17 protein-coding genes are annotated in these 18,724 nt (G+C 69.1%); 7 read left to right on the plus strand and 10 right to left on the minus strand.

Features of this window, described 5'->3' with window-relative positions; genetic code table 11:
* Positions 1-7: 7 nt before the first annotated feature.
* The 3 genes from BMZ69_RS08030 to BMZ69_RS08040 form a co-directional block, all read right to left on the minus strand.
* The gene (locus BMZ69_RS08030; RefSeq protein ID WP_092156044.1) at positions 8-1,279 is read right to left on the minus strand and encodes a cytochrome b; all 1,272 of its coding nucleotides are present in this window, start codon (positions 1,277-1,279) and stop codon (positions 8-10) included.
* Positions 1,280-1,334: 55 nt separating this feature from the next.
* Positions 1,335-1,886: a ubiquinol-cytochrome c reductase iron-sulfur subunit gene (gene petA, locus BMZ69_RS08035; RefSeq protein WP_092156045.1), complete on the minus strand. Its 552-nt coding sequence runs from the start codon at positions 1,884-1,886 to the stop codon at positions 1,335-1,337.
* Between the two features lie 189 nt (positions 1,887-2,075).
* Positions 2,076-3,941, minus strand: coding sequence for an ABC transporter ATP-binding protein (locus BMZ69_RS08040; protein ID WP_092156046.1), 1,866 nt, complete (start codon positions 3,939-3,941; stop codon positions 2,076-2,078).
* A gap of 277 nt (positions 3,942-4,218) precedes the next feature.
* Between BMZ69_RS08040 and BMZ69_RS08045 the strand changes: the two genes are divergently transcribed.
* From BMZ69_RS08045 to hemF, 3 genes are read left to right on the plus strand one after another with little or no spacing between them, the layout of a single operon-like run.
* Positions 4,219-4,677, plus strand: coding sequence for a RidA family protein (locus tag BMZ69_RS08045; RefSeq protein ID WP_092156047.1), 459 nt, complete (start codon positions 4,219-4,221; stop codon positions 4,675-4,677).
* Between the two features lie 45 nt (positions 4,678-4,722).
* Positions 4,723-5,196, plus strand: a complete 474-nt coding sequence (locus tag BMZ69_RS08050; protein ID WP_092156048.1) for a tRNA (cytidine(34)-2'-O)-methyltransferase — start codon at positions 4,723-4,725, stop codon at positions 5,194-5,196.
* A gap of 14 nt (positions 5,197-5,210) precedes the next feature.
* Complete coding sequence (gene hemF / locus BMZ69_RS08055) at positions 5,211-6,134, plus strand: oxygen-dependent coproporphyrinogen oxidase (RefSeq protein WP_244543266.1); 924 nt, start codon at positions 5,211-5,213, stop codon at positions 6,132-6,134.
* 7 nt (positions 6,135-6,141) lie between these two features.
* Here hemF and BMZ69_RS08060 read toward each other — a convergent pair whose 3' ends face one another.
* From BMZ69_RS08060 to BMZ69_RS08075, 4 genes are read right to left on the minus strand one after another with little or no spacing between them, the layout of a single operon-like run.
* Positions 6,142-7,362, minus strand: coding sequence for a CCA tRNA nucleotidyltransferase (locus BMZ69_RS08060; RefSeq protein ID WP_092156050.1), 1,221 nt, complete (start codon positions 7,360-7,362; stop codon positions 6,142-6,144).
* A complete protein-coding gene (locus BMZ69_RS08065) occupies positions 7,359-7,631 on the minus strand; it encodes a DUF6111 family protein (protein ID WP_092156051.1) in 273 nt (90 codons plus the stop codon). The genes BMZ69_RS08060 and BMZ69_RS08065 overlap by 4 nt, the downstream gene beginning before the upstream one ends.
* A 26-nt stretch (positions 7,632-7,657) precedes the next feature.
* Entirely contained in the window at positions 7,658-8,326 is a 669-nt protein-coding gene (locus BMZ69_RS08070; protein ID WP_092156052.1) for a CoA pyrophosphatase, read from the minus strand.
* Positions 8,326-8,886, minus strand: a complete 561-nt coding sequence (locus BMZ69_RS08075; RefSeq protein WP_244543277.1) for a DUF1285 domain-containing protein — start codon at positions 8,884-8,886, stop codon at positions 8,326-8,328. Before BMZ69_RS08075 ends, BMZ69_RS08070 begins: the two co-directional genes overlap by 1 nt.
* A gap of 207 nt (positions 8,887-9,093) precedes the next feature.
* On the opposite strand from BMZ69_RS08075, the gene BMZ69_RS08080 reads away from it, so the two are divergent.
* The 4 genes from BMZ69_RS08080 (at position 9,094) to BMZ69_RS08095 (ending at position 16,149) form a co-directional block, all read left to right on the plus strand.
* The gene (locus BMZ69_RS08080) at positions 9,094-10,110 is read left to right on the plus strand and encodes an AAA family ATPase (protein WP_092156053.1); all 1,017 of its coding nucleotides are present in this window, start codon (positions 9,094-9,096) and stop codon (positions 10,108-10,110) included.
* Positions 10,111-10,120: 10 nt separating this feature from the next.
* Positions 10,121-11,038: a DUF58 domain-containing protein gene (locus tag BMZ69_RS08085; RefSeq protein ID WP_092156054.1), complete on the plus strand. Its 918-nt coding sequence runs from the start codon at positions 10,121-10,123 to the stop codon at positions 11,036-11,038.
* A 13-nt stretch (positions 11,039-11,051) separates the two neighbouring features.
* Entirely contained in the window at positions 11,052-13,883 is a 2,832-nt protein-coding gene (locus tag BMZ69_RS08090) for a DUF4159 domain-containing protein (protein ID WP_092156055.1), read from the plus strand.
* Positions 13,884-14,061: 178 nt separating this feature from the next.
* The gene (locus BMZ69_RS08095; RefSeq protein ID WP_092156056.1) at positions 14,062-16,149 is read left to right on the plus strand and encodes a hypothetical protein; all 2,088 of its coding nucleotides are present in this window, start codon (positions 14,062-14,064) and stop codon (positions 16,147-16,149) included.
* A 122-nt stretch (positions 16,150-16,271) separates the two neighbouring features.
* Here BMZ69_RS08095 and BMZ69_RS08100 read toward each other — a convergent pair whose 3' ends face one another.
* The 3 genes from BMZ69_RS08100 to BMZ69_RS08110 are packed head-to-tail and all read right to left on the minus strand — an operon-like array spanning position 16,272 to position 18,707.
* Entirely contained in the window at positions 16,272-16,772 is a 501-nt protein-coding gene (locus BMZ69_RS08100) for a GNAT family N-acetyltransferase (RefSeq protein WP_092156057.1), read from the minus strand.
* Positions 16,773-16,824: 52 nt separating this feature from the next.
* On the minus strand, positions 16,825-17,661 hold the full coding sequence (locus BMZ69_RS08105) for a hypothetical protein (RefSeq protein WP_092156058.1): 837 nt from the start codon (positions 17,659-17,661) through the stop codon (positions 16,825-16,827).
* Entirely contained in the window at positions 17,658-18,707 is a 1,050-nt protein-coding gene (locus BMZ69_RS08110) for a glycosyltransferase family 4 protein (protein WP_092156059.1), read from the minus strand. The genes BMZ69_RS08105 and BMZ69_RS08110 overlap by 4 nt, the downstream gene beginning before the upstream one ends.
* Positions 18,708-18,724: the final 17 nt, after the last annotated feature.

Below are 18,724 nucleotides of genomic sequence, written 5' to 3' on the forward strand. Positions count from 1 at the left end.
GTCTCGTTCAGCCCTTGGCCTGCGGTTCCGAAGCGGTGGCGTGGGCAAGGCGTGCGCCCGAGCCGCCGAGCACCGAATCGGCGATGGAGGTCGGCAGCTGGGCCGGCCGTTCAAAGATGCCGATCAGCGCCAGCGCGACGAAGTAGCCGAAATACATGACCGTCAGGATGCGCGAGAGCGTGACATAGGGCTCGTCGGCCGGCATGGCGCCGAGATAGCCGAGGCCGATGCAGACCAGCACGAACATCCAGAAGAACTGGCGCGCGATCGGCCGGTAGGTCATCGACTTGACCTTGGAGGTGTCGATCCAGGGCAGGAAGGCGAGGATCACGATCGCGCCGCCCATGGCGATGACGCCGCCGAGCTTGTCGGGGATGGCGCGCAGGATCGCGTAGAACGGCAGGAAGTACCATTCCGGCACGATGTGTGCGGGGGTCGAAGCCGGGTTGGCCGGGATGTAGTTGTCGGCATGGCCCATGAAATTCGGCTGGTAGAACACGAACCAGGCGAAGACCAGCATGAAGCAGACCATGCCGAACAGGTCCTTGATCGTCGCATAGGGCGTGAAGGGAACGGTGTCCTTCTTGACGTCCTTCACCTCGACGCCGGTCGGGTTGTTCTGGCCGACATGGTGCAGCGCCCAGATGTGCAGGACGACGACGCCGGCGATCATGAAGGGCAGCAGGAAGTGCAGCGAGAAGAAGCGGTTCAGCGTCGGGTTGTCGACCGAGTAGCCGCCCCACAGGAAGGTGACGATCGTCTCGCCGATCACCGGCAGCGCCGAGAACAGGTTGGTGATGACGGTCGCGCCCCAGAAGGACATCTGGCCCCAGGGCAGGACGTAGCCCATGAAGGCGGTGGCCATCATCAGGAGGAAGATGATGACGCCGAGGATCCACAGCACCTCGCGCGGTGCCTTGTACGAGCCGTAATAGAGGCCGCGGAAGATGTGGATGTAGACCGCCACGAAGAACATCGAGGCGCCGTTGGAGTGCAGATAGCGCAGCAGCCAGCCGAAGTTCACGTCGCGCATGATGTGCTCGACGGAGTTGAACGCCATGGTCGCGTTCGGGGTGTAGTGCATCGCCAGGATCACGCCGGTGATGATCTGCGCCACCAGCATGAACACGAGGATGCCGCCGAAGGTCCACAGCAGGTTGAGGTTGCGCGGCACCGGGTAGGAAACGGCCGAATCGTGCATCAGCCGCACGATCGGCAGGCGCGCATCGAGCCAGCGCTCGATCCCCGTCTTCGGTTGGTAGGTGCTGTGACCGCTCATGCTCGCCTCAAGCTCTCTCTATTCCGCTCGATGCCGTCCTCGCCTGCTTGGAGGCTCAGCCGATCTTGATCTTGGTGTCCGCGGTGAACGCGTAGGGCGGCACCGGCAGGTTCAGCGGCGCGGGACCCTTGCGGATACGGCCGGAGGAATCGTAGTGCGAGCCATGGCAGGGGCAGAACCAGCCGTCGAACTCGCCCTTCGGCTCGCCGGGCGCGCTGCCGAGCGGCACGCAGCCGAGATGGGTGCAGCTGCCATAGACGACGAGATACCGCTCATGGCCGGGCTTGGTGCGCTGCTGGTCGGTCTGCGGGTCGCGCAGCGTCGCGATGTTGACGGCGAGCGCCTCGTCGATCTCCTTCTTGGTGCGGTTGCGCACGAAGATCAGCTTGCCGCGCCAGAACAGCTTGATCGCCTGGCCTTCCGCGATCGGGGCGAGATCGAGATCGATCGGCGCGCCGGCGGCGACGGTCTGCGCGTCGGGAGCCAGCTGGCTGATCAGCGGCACGACCACGGCGGCGGCGCCGACGGCGCCGAAAGCGCCGGTCGTCAGCAAGAGGAAATCGCGGCGGGTGGGTTCGGTGCCAGTCGTATCGGTCGCGTGCGCCACGATCCAGTTCCCTGCTCGGCTGCCGGCCTGGCCGGCTGAAACACATCAAGCGCCTCATGAGGGCGCGAGCGCAGAGCCACCTTTCGGTGGCGCGTCGCCTGCGCGCTCTTTGGCATGCAGTTTTGACGAAGTCTACTGTTCCCCGTGCCGCAGCCCACTGCGTTGCAGCAAGGCCGCAGTGCGTGCCGCTCAGGCGGGAATCCGCTCGCTGTCGGCGAGCGCCAGGAAGCCGCCCGACTGCCGCGCCCACAGGCGGGCATAGAGCCCGCCGCGCCGCACCAGCTCGTCATGGCTGCCCATGTCGACGATCCGGCCCTTGTCGAGCACGATCAGCCGGTCGAGCGCGGCGATGGTGGAGAGCCGGTGCGCGATCGCGATCACCGTCTTGCCTTCCATCAAGGTGGACAGCTGCGCCTGGATTTCGGCTTCGACCTCCGAATCGAGCGCCGAGGTCGCCTCGTCCAGGATCAGGATCGGCGCGTCCTTGAGCAGCACGCGCGCGATCGCGATGCGCTGGCGCTGGCCGCCAGAGAGCTTCACGCCGCGCTCACCGACGCGCGAGTCGAAGCCCTGGCGCCCGTCCTGGTCGGTGAGGCCGAGGACGAAATCATGCGCCGCGGCCCGCTTGGCCGCCGCGGCGATCTCCTCCTGCGTCGCGCCGATCCGGCCATAGGCGATGTTGTCGCCGATCGAGCGGTGCAACAGCGAATTATCCTGTGTCACCATGCCGATCTGGCTGCGCAGCGATTCCTGCGTCACATGGGCGATGTCCTGCCCGTCGATCAGGATGCGGCCCGAATCGAGCGGATAGAGCCGCAGCAGCAGGTTGACCAGCGTCGACTTGCCCGCGCCGGACGGGCCGACCAGCCCGATTTTCTCGCCCGGCCTGATCTCGAGGTCGAGATTCTCGAACAGGCCGGCCGGCTTGCCGTAGTTGAAGCGGATGTGCTCGAAGCGCACCCCTCCCTGCGCGATATCGAGCGGCACGGCGTCCGGCGCATCCGGCAGGTCGTGCGGCTTGGCGATCGTCTCCATGCTCTCCTGCACCGAGCCGATGTTCTCGAAGATGCCGCGCACCAGATGGATCAGCCAGCCCGACATCTGCACGAGGCGCAGCACGAGACCGATCGCGGCAGCGACCGCGCCGGGGCTCATCTCGCCCTGGGACCACAGATGCAGGCTGAGCCAGGCCGTCGCCACCACGAGCAGGCTGTTCATCGTCTGCAGGATGACGCTGACGCCGGTGATCAATCGCGACAGATTGAGGAAGGAGGCGTTCCAGCGCGTCAACGAGTCGCGCACCGCCGAGCGCTCGGCATCGGCACGGGCGAAGAGCTTGACCGTCAGGATGTTGGTGTAGGCGTCGACGATGCGCCCGGTGGTCGTCGAGCGGCCGAGCGAGTTCGCCTCCGAACGTGTCTTGGCCCGCGGCACAAAATAGATGAGGAGGGCGACATAGGCGGCGAGCCAGACGATCACCGGCATGGCGAGCCAGAGGCTGGTCGAGCCGAAGAAGCCGATCGCGACCGAGGCGAAGATCAGCGCGTACCAGAGATCGTCGATCACCTCGATCGTCGCGCCGCGGATCGCCTGTCCGGCCTGGATCACCCGGGACGACAGCCGGCCGGCAAAATCGTTCTGGAAATAGGAGAGCGCGTGGCCGAGCGTGTAGACATGGTTGCGCCAGCGGATCTGGTTGGTGATCTGCGGCACCACCACCTGATCGACGATGGCGTGGTTGGCGAAATAGATCAGCGGCCTGACCACGGTGACGAGCACGGCCGCGCCGATCAGCAGCCAGCCATGCTGGCTGAAGACCTGCTCGGGCGAGTTCTTGGTCAAGAGGTCGACGAACCAGCCGACCATCAGATACATCGCCGCCTCGATGCCGGAAAAGCCGAGGCCGGTCAGCATGATCAGGGCCATCCAGCCCTTCACGCCCTTGATGTGGTGCCACATGAAGCGGAACACGCCGGTCGGCGGCGTCTGCCGCTCGTCGAAGGGCGCGAAGACATCGATGCGGCTTTCAAGGAAACGGAAGAGCGGGGCGAACATGGACGTCGGATCGCCCTCCTCGGGCAGACAGTGAGCACGATGCCGATATGGGGCGCGCGCTGGGTGGCGACCAGAGCCTGAAGGCGCCGCTCCGTCATGCCATGACAGCAGAGTGCAGCGTGGTGCAAGCCCGCCGTCCTGCAGCGGCGGCGGGACCTACGACGAAAGACTCTCGACCTAAGTCGCAATCACGCCGGTTTCCCGCTTGCCGGGCCTCCCCGCACCGCAGAGCATGAGGTGGCGCCGCGCAGGAAGACGGCGCTCCGGAGGTCCGCTGATGATCAGATTCCATGCCGCCCTCGCTTTGGCCGGCACACTCCTCTTGGCGACACACGCCTCTGCCCAGACCGCGGGCAAGACGGTGATCGCGACACCAAACGCGCCCGAAGCGATCGGCCCCTATTCGCAAGCGATCAAGGTCGGGAACATGGTCTTCCTCGCCGGGCAGGTCGCGATCGACCCGAAAACCAAGCAGTTCATGAAGGACGCCAGCATCGAGGACCAGACCAAGCAGACGCTGGAAAACCTCAAGGCCGTGCTCGAAGCCGATGGCCTGACCATGGACCATGTCGTCTCGACCAACGTCTTCCTGAAGGATCTCAACGACTTCAGCAAGATGAACGGGGTCTATGGCAGCTATTTCAAGACCGCCCCGCCAGCGCGCGCCACGGTCGAGGTCGCGCGCCTTCCCCTTGATGCCAAGGTCGAGATCACCGCCATCGCCGTGCGTCCCTGAGCGCCATGCCTTGACGACAATGGGCGCAGCGCGGATGACGCATCCATGCTGCGCCTCGCCCTCTTCCAGCCCGACATCCCGCAGAACGCCGGCACGATGATCCGGCTGGCGGCTTGCCTCGGCGTCGCCGTCGACATCGTCGAGCCGGCCGCCTTCGACGTCTCCGACCGCAATTTCCGCCGCTCCGGCATGGATTACATCGAGCGCGCGGCGGTGACGCGTCATGACGGCTTCCGCGCCTTCGAAGCGTGGCGACGTGAGGCCGGCCACCGCCTCGTCCTGGCCGAGACCGACGGCGCCTGTGCCCATACGGACTTCATTTTCCAGCCCGGCGACATCGTCATGGTCGGCCGCGAGTCGGCCGGCGTGCCGCCGGAGGTCTATGCTGCGGCGGAGGCCAGCGTGCACATCCCGATGCGCCGCGATTTGCGCTCGCTCAATGTCGCCATGGCCGCGGCGATGGTAGTGGGCGAGGCGCTGCGCCAGCTCGGCGCCTACCCCGCGCCGGCCGACGCCTGATGAAGAGACCGCACATGACCGCAAAAGTCACGCCTGCCACAGCCGTCGATCCCGCCATCGTCGAAGCCCTGAAGCCGCGCGCCGCCGCCTGGTTCGAGAGCCTGCGCGACCGCATCTGCGCTGCCTTCGAGCAGGTCGAGGACGAGGCCGCCGGCCCCTTCCCGCCCGAGACCAACAAGCCCGGCCGCTTCGTGCGCACGCCCTGGCAGCGCAGCAACCATGACGGCGCGCCCGGCGGTGGCGGCGTGATGGCGCTGATGTCGGGCCGCGTCTTCGAGAAGGTCGGCGTCCATGTCTCGACCGTACATGGCAGCTTCGCCCCAGAATTCGCCGCCCAGATTCCCGGCGCGGCCGAGGATCCTCGCTTCCACGCCACGGGCATCTCGCTGATCGCCCACCCCTGGAACCCGCACGCGCCGACCGTGCACATGAACACCCGCTTCGTCGTGACGACCAAGCCCTGGTTCGGCGGCGGCGCCGACCTGACCCCGGTGCTCGACCGCCGGCGCACGCAGGATGATCCCGATGCGCGCGCCTTCCACGCCGCGATGCGAGCGCCCTGCGAGGCCCATGCCGGGGTCGCCGACTACGATCGCTTCAAGAGCTGGTGCGACGAGTATTTCCACCTGAAGCACCGCAACGAGCCGCGCGGCATCGGCGGCATCTTCTACGACTATCTCTGGTCGGGCGATCCCGACGCCGACCTCGCCTTCACCAGGGCGGTGGGCGAAGCTTTCCTCGACATCTATCCGCGCCTCCTGCGCGGCAATCTGGCGACGCCCTGGAGCGAGGCCGAGCGCCATGAGCAGCAGATCCGCCGCGGCCGCTATGTCGAGTTCAACCTGCTCTACGACCGCGGCACCATCTTCGGCCTGAAGACCGGCGGCAACGTCGCCTCGATCCTGTCGTCCATGCCGCCGACGGTGAGGTGGCCGTAGCGGCTCGTCACGCGCTGACGGCGCGAGCAACAATTGCCATCTGCTCATCCCGCCCAGCCGGGCAGCCCGCCTCGATCCAGACCTCCCGCGCCAACTCGAGCACCTGCCCGACCCGCGGGCCGGCATTGACGCCCAGCGCGAGCACATCCTTGCCGGTCGGCAGGAAGGGCGGCGTCCGCGCCAGCTCGGCGATCAGCGCCCGGTTATCAGCCGATCTGTCGTCCGTCTCGAGTAGCCCCATCGCCCCGGCGACGGCATCGGCTCCGATGCGATGGGCCAGGCTGCGCAAGCGCGCGATCTCCGGCAGCGTCCCCTTCCCCGACAGCGCCTCCAGCGCCGCGGCGATGCCGGAAACCCGCTCGAACTCGGCATTGGACAGCCGCAGCCGCTCGCGCAGCCTGAGCGCATCCTCGCCGACCGCGACCACGAGCGCCGCCAGCCGGAAGGCCGGATACACGCTCTCCGCCGGCCCATCGGCGATTGCAGAAAAGCGCGAGAGACGGGGCACACCACCGACCACCGGCATCAGCAGCCCGGCGCCCGCCATCGCCTGCAGCGTCTCGGCGGCGCGCGGCGCGGCGAGCAGCTTGCGCAGCTCCGTCCAGACCCGCTCGCGAGACAACCCCTCCAGGCCCGCTCGCCCGGCGATGCAGGCGTCCAGCGCCAACCGGTCCGGCTCGCCGATGCCATAGCGCGCATGGAAACGGAAGAAGCGCAGGATGCGCAGATAATCCTCGGCGATGCGTTCGCCAGCCGCGCCTATGAAGCGCACCCGCCGCTGCGCGAGATCGGCGAGCCCCTCGGCATAGTCGTGCAGGACCCCAGCGGCATCGAGCCCGAGCGCGTTGATGGTGAAATCGCGCCGCAGCGCATCCTCGCGAAAGTCGCGGCCGAAGGCGACGACGGCATGGCGGCCATCGGTCTCGACATCGCGGCGCAGCGTCGTGACCTCGAAGGGCACTCCCTCGATCACCACGGTGACGGTGCCGTGCTCGACCCCGGTCGGCACCGCCTTGAAGCCGGCAGCCCGCGCCCGTCGCATCGTCTCCTGCGGCAGGCAGGTCGTGGCGACGTCGATATCGGCGACGGGCTCGCCTAGCAGCGCATTGCGCACGGCGCCACCGACGATGCGGGCCTCCTCGCCGTCGCGGTTCAGTGCCGCGAGGAGCGCTATGACATCGGCGCGCACCAGCAGTTCGGCAAGGCGTTGCCGCTCAATCCCCGTCATCGCTTCGGCCGGTCATCGAACTCGCCGGGGACCAGTCTGCCGTTCTCGACATGCGGCGGCACGAACGCGCCGGTATGCCGCGGCGCGACGACGCCCGTATAGATGAAGAAGCCGATCCCGAGCAGGAGCCCGGTCACCGACAGCCAGAACAGATGGCGGCTCCAATGCTCTACATCGAACGGATTGCGCCGCCGGATCACGAGATAGCCCGCGAACAGGCAGAAGGGCAGGACGAAGAGCAGGAACTCCTCGATCAGCGTGCGCAGCATTGGGTAATCTGTCCCGGTCTCTCGTTTCAGCCGGCCAGGCGCTCGTAGAGATTGCGGATCATGCCGGCCGTCGCTCCCCAGATATAGCGATCGCCATGCGGCATCGCATAGTAGGTGCGATAGCGCCCGCGGAATTCGCGGCCATGGCGCTGATGATTGGCCGGGTCGAGCAGGAAGGCGAGCGGCGTCTCGAAGGCCTCGTCGACCTCGTGCGGGTTGATCGTCAGCGTCAGCGGCGGCTCGACCAGCCCGACCACCGGTGTGACGCGATAGCCGGTGCCGGTGAGATAGGCGTCGAGATAGCCGACTGTCCTGACCTTTCCGGGGGACAGCCCGACTTCTTCCTCCGCCTCGCGCAGCGCAGCGACCAGCGGCGATCCGTCGCTGGCGTCGATACGCCCGCCGGGGAAGGCGATCTGTGCCGAATGACTGCGCAGCGCCGCGGCGCGCTGGGTCAGCAGCACGGTCGGCTCACCTGGGTGCAGCACGATCGGAATCAGCACAGCCGCCTCGACCGCGCTCGTCTCGTCGGGGATGTCGATCGGTTCGGGCTGGAGATCGTGATCGCCGCGCGGCCGCGCGATCAGGTCGCCATGGGCGGGCGGCTCGGCCCGTAAGGCGCGGTGCAGCAGCGCTTCGAGGTCGCCGCCATTCCAGAAGGCCGTCTCCGCCAGAAGCTTGGCAGGATGCTGCATCACAACCCCTCGATCTCGCTGGCCGGCGCGACGACGTGGAAGGCGCCTCCCGCAGCGACGCCGAACTGCGCCTGCCCGTCGATCTCGCTGATCTCGCCGAGGGCCAGGAGATCATAGGTCAGCGCCCGCGTGAGCCGGGCCCAGAGCCCGCGCCGGACATGCACATAGGGTTTGACGCCCTCGTTCGCAGCCCGCTCGAAGCGCAAGGCGTTGTCGGGGCCGACGGTGACGAGATCGTCGGTGTGGGTCCGGAAGGCGATGCTGCGCGCATTGCCCTCGCCTTCTACCGCCATCTCGACCGCCTGGAGTGGCGCGTCCTCGACCTTGATCCCGACCTTCTCGACCGGGGTCACGAGAAAGTAATCCTCGCCCTCGCGCTTCAGCACCGAGGAGAACAGCTTGACCAGCGCCGGCCGGCCGATCGGCGTGCCCAAATAAAACCAGGTGCCATCAGCAGCGATACGCATGTCGAGATCGCCGCAGAAGGGCGGGTTCCAGCGCTCGACCGGCGGCAACCCGCGCACGGGGCCGCTGCCGAGCGCGCTCAGCAGGCGGTTCATCGCGCTTGCGGCCTCGGCAGTCACGTCACCTCGCGCTTTCGTCATCGGCATGCCGGTTGCTTCGCTGTCTCGCCTTGAACTCTACATAATCGTGAAGCGGACTGTTGTGCACCGCCGCCCTCTGCCTCTTGAGCATGTTCCCCGCGAGGGTCAGAGTCTGGAATCGCACAGCAAGGCCGCGCGAGCGCGAAGCTGAAGGAGATCGACATGGTGGCGCAAGCCCGTGATGCAAACGCCCCGATCAATCTCGACACCGGCGTCGTCGAGGCGGCGGAGGCGGCGCTGGCCGCCATCGGCGCCGCCCGCACCGAGATCGGCCAGGTCATCTTCGGCCAGCAGAAGGTCGTCGATCTCTCGCTGATCACTTTGCTCGCCGGCGGCCACGGCCTGCTCGTCGGCGTGCCAGGCCTTGCCAAGACCAAGCTGGTCGAGGCGATGGGCACGGTGCTCGGCCTTTCGGCCCGCCGCGTCCAGTTCACGCCCGATTTGATGCCCTCCGACATTCTCGGCTCCGAAGTGCTCGACGAGAGCGAGGGCGGCAAGCGCCATTTCCGCTTCATCAAGGGCCCGGTCTTCGCCCAGCTGCTGATGGCCGACGAGATCAACCGCGCCTCGCCGCGCACCCAGTCGGCGCTGCTGCAGGCGATGCAGGAGCACCACGTCACCGTCGCCGGCGAGCGCCACGACCTGCCGGCGCCCTTCCATGTGCTCGCCACCCAGAACCCGATCGAGCAGGAAGGCACCTATCCGCTGCCGGAAGCCCAGCTCGACCGCTTCCTGCTGGAGATCGACGTCGGCTATCCCGATCGCGAGGCCGAGCGCCGCATCCTGCTCGAGACCACCGGCGCCAGCGAGCACAAGCCGGTCCAGGCAATGACGGCCGAGACCCTGATGTCGACGCAGCGCCTGGTTCGCCGCCTGCCGGTCGGCGAGGCCGTGGTCGACGCCATCCTCGACCTCGTCCGCTCGGCTCGTCCCGGCGACGGCGATAAGGCGATCACCGACAAGCTCGCCTGGGGCCCCGGTCCGCGCGCCAGCCAGGCGCTGACGCTCGCCGCCCGCGCCCGCGCCCTCGTCGAAGGCCGGCTCGCACCGTCGATCGACGATGTCGCCGCCCTCGCCGCGCCCGTGCTGAAGCATCGTATCGCGCTGACCTTCGCCGCTCGCGCCGACGGCGAGACGGTCGAGGGCGTCGTCGCCAAGCTGGTGGAGCGTCTGGGTTGAGGACAGTCTGATGCTGCGCACGCGCGTCCTCGGCCAATCCGAGCGCCAGCCGGGCCAGCCGGTCCTCAAGGCTTCGCTCGATCTTGCCGCGCGCCTGCCCAGGCTGGTGCTGGAGGCGCGGCGGGTCTCGGCCAGCGTGCACGGCATCCATGGCCGCCGGCGCTCCGGCCCCGGCGAGACCTTCTGGCAGTATCGGCCGCTGGTCACCGGCGAGTCCGCCTCGCGCATCGACTGGCGCCGCTCGGCAAGAGACGGCCATCTCTTCGTCAGGGAACGGGAGTGGGAAGCCTCGCACGCGATCTGGCTCTGGATCGACCGCTCGGCCTCGATGGGCTTTTCCTCCTCTCTCGCCCAGTCCAGCAAGGTCGACCGCGCGCTGATCGCCGGCTTCGCTTTGGCCGAGACGCTTGTCGAGGGCGGCGAGCGTGTCGGCCATCTCGGCCTCACCCGTCCGATGGCCTCGCGCCGCATCGTCGAATTGCTGGCTCAGGCGATCCTCGCCGACCGCCGCAATGGCGAGGCCGACCTGCCGCCGGACGAGCCGCTGCCGCGCCTCGCCGACGCGATCCTGATCACCGACGGTTTGACGCCGGCGGCAGCGCTCGCCAGGCGCATCGCCACGCTGGCGAGCAGCGGCGCCAGGGGCCATATCCTGCTCATCGCCGACCCGATCGAGGAGACCTTCCCGTTCTCCGGCCAGGCCGAATTGTTCGACCTCGAGGACGGCCTGACATTGCGGGTCGGCGACGCTGGCAAATGGGGCGAGGATTATCGCGAGCGGCTGCAGGCCCATCGCGACGCCATCGGTCAAGCCTGTCGCCATGCCGGCTGGACGCTGACCCTGCACCGGACCGACCGTCCGGCCAGCGAAGGCGTGCTGCGCATCGCCAGCCTGATCGCCGCCTCGCGCGGCGGCCCGGCGGGTTGAGGGAGAACGGACGATGCTCTCATCGCTGCCGATCGCCTTTTCCGCGCCACTGGCCCTGATCGCGCTCGCCCTGCTCCCCGTGCTCTGGCTGATCCTGCGGGTGACGCCGCCGCGGCCGAAGCGCATCGACTTCCCGCCGCTCAAGATCGTGCGCGACCTGATTCCCCAGCGGGAGACGCCGGCACATACGCCCTGGTGGCTGCTGGCGCTGCGCATGGCGGTGGCCGCTCTGGCGATCCTCGCCGTCGCTGGCCCGATCTGGAATCCGGTGCGCGATGCTGCCGCCTTGCGCGGCCCGCTGCTGCTCCTCGTAGACAACGGCTTCGGGGCCGCGACCGACTGGCTGGAACGCCAGGCCATCGCCGAGAGCCGCATCATGGCCGCGGGGCGCGAAGGCCGACCCGTCGCCGTCGTCGGCCTCGCCGAGGCGCCCGCCGAGATCGCGCTCGCCGAGCCGCAAGGCGCACTCGAACGCCTGCGTGCACTCGGCCTGCAGCCGCATGCACCTGATCGCAGCGCCCATCTCCAGCGGCTCGAAGCCTTCTGGCGCGCCCAGCCCCAGGCCGAGACGGTCTGGGTCGCCGACGGGCTCGGCATCGGCGGCGGCGATGCCGATTTCCTTGCCCGGCTGAAGCAGGAGGCCGGCGCCAACCGGCTCTCGATCCATGCCGGCCCGGCCGATCAGCGCGCCCTCGCTGCCCCCGAGAACCTCGCCGGCGCGCTGACCGTCAAGGTGCTGCGCCCGACGACCAATGCCGCCGCGAGCGGCCAGGTCCGCGCGCTCGACCTCAAGGGCCTGCCGCTCGGCGATGCCCCCTTCGTCTTTGGCGGCAACGAGCTCGAGACCACCGCACGCCTGACCCTGCCGATCGAGGTCCGCAACGCCGTCTCGCGGCTCGAGATCACCGGCGAGCGCAGCGCCGGCGCAGTCGCTCTGCTCGACGACCGGGCCAAGCGCCGCCGCGTCGGCATCGTCTCGGGCGCCACCGCCGACACCGCCCAGCCGCTGCTCTCGCCGACCTATTACGTCTCGCGCGCTCTGTCGCCCTTCGCCGAGATCCGCGAGCCCCGCGCCGGCTCGACCGACCCGGTCGGCGAATTGCTGGCGCAAAACCTCTCCGTGCTGATCCTCGCCGATATCGGCGCGCTCGACGGCGACACCGCCGCCAAGGTCTCGACCTTCGTCGAGCGCGGCGGCGTATTGCTGCGCTTCGCCGGAGCCCGGCTCGCCGCTTCCTCCGACGAGCTGACGCCGGTGCGCCTGCGCCGCGGCGGCCGCACGCTCGGCGGCGGCCTGTCCTGGGAGACGCCGCGCAAGCTCGCGCCCTTCACCCGCGAAAGCCCGTTCTTCGGCTCGTCTCTCGCCGAGGATGTCCGCGTCACCCGCCAGATCCTGGCCGAGCCCGAGCCAGACCTTGCCCGCAAGACCTGGGCGGCGCTGGAGGACGGTACGCCGGTCGTCACCGGCGAGCGCCGCGGCGACGGCGTGCTCGCCATGGTCCATGTCACCGCCGACACGACCTGGTCGAACCTGCCGCTCTCCGGCCTCTTCGTCGAGATGCTGCGCAAGGTCGTCGCCATGTCCGGCACCAGCGCCGCCGAGGGGCAGAACGGCGAGATCCGGGTCGAGACCCTGTCGCCGACCCGCGTGCTCGACGGCCAGGGCGCCTTCCGCTCACCGCCGGCGACGGCCCAGCCGGTCGCGCGCAACTTCGCCGGGCGTGCCACACTCGCCCATCCGCCCGGCATCTATGGCCCGACCGACGGCGCCATGGCGGTCAACACGCTCAGCTCCACCGACACGCTGGCGGCGCTCGACCTCGCCGCGCTGGGAGCGCCGATGCTGCCGATCGACCAGCCGGTAGCCCGCGACATCCGCCCGCAGCTCCTCGTGCTGGCGCTGCTCCTGCTCGTCGCCGACACGCTGGCGACGCTCTGGCTCGGAGGCCGGATGAACCTCGCCCGCTTCCGCCGCGCGGCCCCCGCAGTGCTGCTCCTCGCTGTCGCTTTCGCCGCCGTGCCCGCTCCGGACGCTGCGCAGGCGCAGCAAACGCCCGCGCCCCCTGCCCCACCGGCCGAGCAACAGCGCCCGCCGGTGCCGCGCGATCTCGTCACCGCCGCGAGCGCCACCCGGCTCGCCTATGTCCTCACCGGCGACAGGGGGGTCGACGACATGTCGAAGGCCGGTATGGCCGGGCTCAACATCGTGCTCGGCGCCCGCACCGCGCTGGAGCCGGGTGAGGCGGCCGGCGTCGACGTCGCCCGCGACGAGCTTGCGCTCTACCCGATCCTCTACTGGCCGGTGGTCGCCGGCCGGCCGATCCCTTCGGCCGAGACGCTGCGCAAGGTCGAGGCCTATATGAAGGGCGGCGGGCTGGTGATCTTCGACACCCGCGACGCCATGAGCACAAGGCCGGGCGGCGGCACCACGGCGGAAGGCGATCAGCTGCGCCGCATGCTGCAGACGCTCGACATTCCCGAGCTCGAGCCGATCCCGCGCGACCACGTCCTGACCAAGACCTTCTACATCCTCGACGGCTTCGTCGGCCGCTATGACAGCGGCACCACCTGGGTAGAGGTTCTCCCGCCCGCCAGCGAGGACGGCCGCCGGCCCGCGCGCGCCGGCGACAACGTCTCACCGATCGTGATCACCTCGAACGATCTTGCCTCCGCCTGGGCCGTCGGGCGGCGAGGCGAGGCGATGGTGCCGATGTCCGGCTCCGATCCCCGCCAGCGCGAGATGGCGCTGCGCGCCGGCGTCAATCTCGTGATGTACGCGCTGACCGGCAACTACAAGGCCGACCAGGTCCATGTCCCGGCCCTGCTGGAGAGGCTGGGGCAGTGATGGTGTATCTCGCACGGGAACCGCGACAGGTCCTCTCCCCCTTCAGGGGGAGAGATAGAGAGGGGGCCTGCTCGACGCCGCCCAGCGCCAGCCCCCTCCCAACCCTCCCCCGTTCCGGGAGAGGGCTCCCGTACCTCATGGCTGATGCCGAGGCGCTGAACGAGAGGATTCCAGGCTGATGTGGAGCCTGACCTTCGCCCCGCTCGTCCCGCTGCCGCTGCTGATCGGCCTCGCCGTCCTGGCCGCGGTCGCCGCCGGCATGGCGTTGATGCTGGCCGGACGCGGCGCGATCCTGCGTGCCCTGGCACTCGCCGTGCTGGCCATCGCCCTCGCCGACCCCTCGCTCGTCTTCGAGGATCGCGAGCCGGTCAAGGACGTCGTCGCCGTCGTCGTCGACAAATCCGCTTCGAACCGCCTCGCCGACCGCTCGCAGCAGACGCAAGCAGCCCAGGCCGAGGTCGAGCGGCAGTTGCGCGGCGTCTCCGGTGTGGAGACACGGACGATCGAAGTCACCGACCAGCAGGGCGCCGGCGACGGCACCCGCCTGTTCGAGGCGCTCGCCTCCGGCCTCGCCGACGTGCCCTCCGAGCGTGTCGCCGGCGCGATCGTGCTCAGCGACGGCCTCGCCCATGACGCGCCGGCCACTGCCGAAGCACTCGGCCTGCGCGCCCCGCTGCACGTGCTGACCACCGGCCGCGAGCGCGAGATCGACCGGCGCATCGTGCTGGTCGATTCGCCGCGCTTCGGCATCGTCGGCAAGGAGCAGAATGTCCGCCTGCGCGTCGTCGAGAAGGGTGGGCCGGGCCGCGCCGCGATCACGGTGCGCCGCGACGGCGAGATCATCGCGCGGCGCGAGGCGATAGCCGGCCAGACGATCCAGGTTCCGGTCCGCATCGATCGCGGCGGTCCTAACGTCATCGAGATCGAAGCAGCGCCGCTCGACAACGAATTGACGCTCGCCAACAACCGCGCCGTCATCACCATCGATGGCGTGCGCGACAAGCTGCGGGTGCTGCTGGTCTCCGGCGAGCCTCATCCGGGCGAGCGGACCTGGCGCAACCTGCTCAAGGCCGACGCCAATGTCGATCTCGTCCATTTTACCATCCTGCGCCCGCCGGAGAAGCAGGACGGCACGCCGATCAACGAGCTCTCGCTGATCGCCTTCCCGACGCGCGAGCTGTTCCAGGTCAAGATCAAGGATTTCGACCTGATCATCTTCGACCGCTACGCCAACCAGTCGATCCTGCCGCTGGTCTATTTCGACAACATCGTCCGCTATGTCCGCGACGGCGGCGCCCTCTTGATCGCAGCCGGGCCGGAATATTCCGGCGCCCAGTCGCTGGCGCGCACCCCGCTCGGCCAGATCCTGCCGGCGCAGCCCGATGGCAGCGTCTTCGACGAGGCCTATCGCGCCCGCGTCAGCGAGCCTGGCAAGCGCCACCCGGTGACCCGCGACCTGCCCGGCTCCGAAACCGAGCCGCCGCGCTGGGGCGAGTGGCTGCGCCTGGTCGGCGCCCGCGCCCGCTCGGGCTCGACCGTCATGACCGGCCCCGGCGAGCGTCCGCTCTTGCTGCTGGCGCGCGAGCAGAAGGGCCGCGTCGCACTCTTCCTCTCCGATCATGCCTGGCTCTGGGCCCGCGGCTTCCGCGATGGCGGCCCGCATCTCGACCTGCTGCGCCGGCTCGGCCACTGGCTGATGAAGGAGCCGGATCTCGAGGAAGAGGCCCTGCGCGCCAGCGCCCGCGGCCGCAATATCGAGATCGAGCGTCAGACGCTCAGCGACAATCCCGCTCCGGCGACGATCACCGCGCCCGACGGCTCGGTCCGCACCGTGCCCTTCGAGGCCGGGCGCCCCGGCCTCTTCGTCGCCCGCACCGCGGCGAGCGAATTCGGCCTGCACAAGATCACCACCGAGAACCTCACCGCCTTCGCCAGCGTCGGGCCGGAGAACCCGCGCGAGCTGATGGAGGTCGTCAGCGATCCTACCAAGCTCCAGGCGCTGGCCGAGGCGACCGGCGGTTCCTCGCGCCGGATCGGGCATGAGGGCGATTCCGGCGTCACCATCCCGCGTATCGTGCCGGTGCGTTCCGGCCGGCAGTTCGCGGGCGCCGACTGGATCGGCCTGCGCATCAGCGATTCCGGCATCGTCCGCGGCGTCTCGATCTCGCCGCTCTTCGTCGGGCTGATCGGCCTCGCCATCCTGTTCGGGGCGCTGGTCGCAGGCTGGATTGGCGAGAGCGGACGCAGGTTCAAGCGCGAGGCGTAATGGGCGCACGTCATCGTCGGCCTTGAGCCGACCATCTCAGGCCGGAATAGGCTCCGGTCAGCGCCTTCTCATCATGAGATTCTCGGGTCTGCGCTTCGCTGCGCCCGAGAATGACACCGCGATCAGCGCAGCGCCGCCACCGCGCCGCTACGCTGCGCCAGCACCCCGTCCTTCAGCTCCAGCGCCAGGAAGCGCCCGGGATCGGCCGGCCCCGGCAGGACGAGATGGCCGGGCTTCACCGGCTTGAAGCCGAAGCGGGCATAATAGGGCGCATCGCCGACCAGCAGGATCAACTCGTGGCCGTGCTCGCGCGCCGCCTCGATCGCGGCGTTCATCAGCGCAGCGCCGATGCCGCGGCCCTCGAAGGCGGGATCGACAGTGAGCGGCCCGAGCATCAGCCCCGGCCCGCCGCCGGCAAGGATCGGCGTCACCCGGACCGAGCCGACCAGGAAGGTGCCGACATGGCTGGCGAAGGACAATGCCGGATCATGCGGCGCACCTTCGCGCAGACGCGAGGCGGTGCGGGCATAGCGGCCCGGCCCGAAGGCGCGCTCGTGCAGGCGCTCGATCGCCGCGGCGTCGCCCGGAAGTTCCTGGCGGATGGTGAGGGGAAGCGAGGTCATGGTCGGGTTCGCGGCATGGCCGAATTCGGCGCGGTTGGCAATGGCGCCGGCTTCAGACGGGGCGTGCCCAGAGGTCCTGATGGCCGATGGTCACGGACGCGCCGCGCTTTGCCTCCAGCCAGTTCGCGACCGCATCCGGGGAGACATGGCCGGTCTCGGTCACCGCCGCGGCGATACCGGCCGCCAGTTCCCGAACGAGATCGGCATGATCGGCGCCAAGCTGCCATGGGCTCTCGCCGACCGTGACTGCCGTGCCGGCCTTGCGAAAAGCCTGCGCCAGCGCCTCGGTAGCCTCTGGGCCAGCGGCCGGGCCAAAGCCCTTGTCGCCGCGCTGGTGATGATGGAAGGCCGTGAGCATGCGCTGGTCTTCCGGATGCGCCGGCTGCCAGCTCTCGCGCCCGTCATAGGTCAGCACGGTATAGAGCGGCAAACGCATGCTGACGAGCGAGGCGACGAAGCGCTCGAGCCAGCGCGCCGAGGCAAGATCGAACAGCGCCGCGGCCGTCACCAGGTCCGGCTGCCAGCCGAGCACCCATTCGAGCTCCTTGGTCAGGTCCACCTGCCGGAAGTCGACCGTCAGAGTCTTGTCGTCCTTGCGCAGCACGAGCTCCTCGCCCTGCTCCTGCGCCTCGTCGGCCCATTGCGCGAGCTTGCGCCGCGCCACCGAGAGCAGGCGACTGTCGGCATCGACCAGCGTCCAGTGCTGGCGCGCCGGCAGCACGCTGTAGCTGCCACGTAGATTGGAGCCGGCACCGCTGCCGAGGTCGATGATCGACAGCGATTGCTTGCCTGAAAAGGTCGAACCGACCGCCGCCAACACCTGCGGATTGCGCGCGGCATGGTCGGCCGGTTCACGCAAAGCGAGCCAATCGGGGGAGAATCCGCTCATGGGGACACCTTCGCACAGACCTCGGCGATAATCGTCGCAGTCTCTCGCCAGCGCGGCAATGTGCTCGCCGCCCGCCAGGCGGCATCGGCACGTTGCCGTCGTTCATTCGCATCATCCAGCAATTGCGCCAGCCCGGCCCGCAGGGCGGCGACATCGCCCGGCGGCACCTTCAATGCGGCCTCGTCGGGAGCCGTCTCAGCCGCTGCGCCGCCCGTGGTGCACAGGATCGGCAGGCCGCGCGCCAGCGCCTCGGTCAGCACCATGCCATAGCCCTCGAACAGCGAGGGCATGACGAAGAGATCGGCCTTGGCATAGGCGGCGTCGAGCTCGGCCTGTTCGAGCGTGCCGGCGAGCCTGATCCGCTCGGACAGGCCGGCGGCGGCAATCTGGGTCTTCAAAGCAGTGGTGGTGCCCAGTGCGCGATCATCGGCGCCGACGATGGTCAGGCGCCACGGTTTGCCGGTCAGCCCTTCCAGCGCCGCGATCAGGACGTCATAGCCCTTGCGCGGCACGAGCGAGCCGACGGCCAGCAACTCCACGGTCTCGCCACCGGAACCGGCCGCCCGCTCCGCCGGATCGACGCCCGGCTCGGCCACAGTGATCTTCTCCGCAGGCACGCCGAAATCGGCGACGAGCAGCCGCTTGGTCGTCTCACTGGTGACGACGACAGCCGCCGCATAGCGCAAGGCCGCCGTCTCCCGCCTGACGAACTCGGCCGCCTGCACCGGCGACAGCCCGGTCTCCAGCCCGAGCGGGTGATGCACCAGCGCGACGACGCGTCCTGCGAGCCCGGCCGCGATCCCTTCCGGGAAGGCGCCATAGGCGAGCCCGTCGATCAGCAGCACGCTGTCATGAGGGGACGACAGGATCGCCTGCCCGGTCTCGGCGAGCTCGGCCTCGCCCGGGTTGGGGAAACTGCCCGGCAGAGGCAGATGCCGCGCCGCGACGCCCATCTCGCGCCATTCCGCGAGCAGCCGCCGGTCATAGGCATAGCCGCCGGTCGGCAGAGAGAGATCGCCGGGAATGGCGAAGACGATCTCGCTCACGGCGCGTGGCCCGGATG

It is taken from the genome of Allobosea sp. CRIB-10 (genome assembly GCF_900112185.1).
Classification (GTDB): Bacteria; Pseudomonadota; Alphaproteobacteria; order Rhizobiales; family Beijerinckiaceae; genus Allobosea.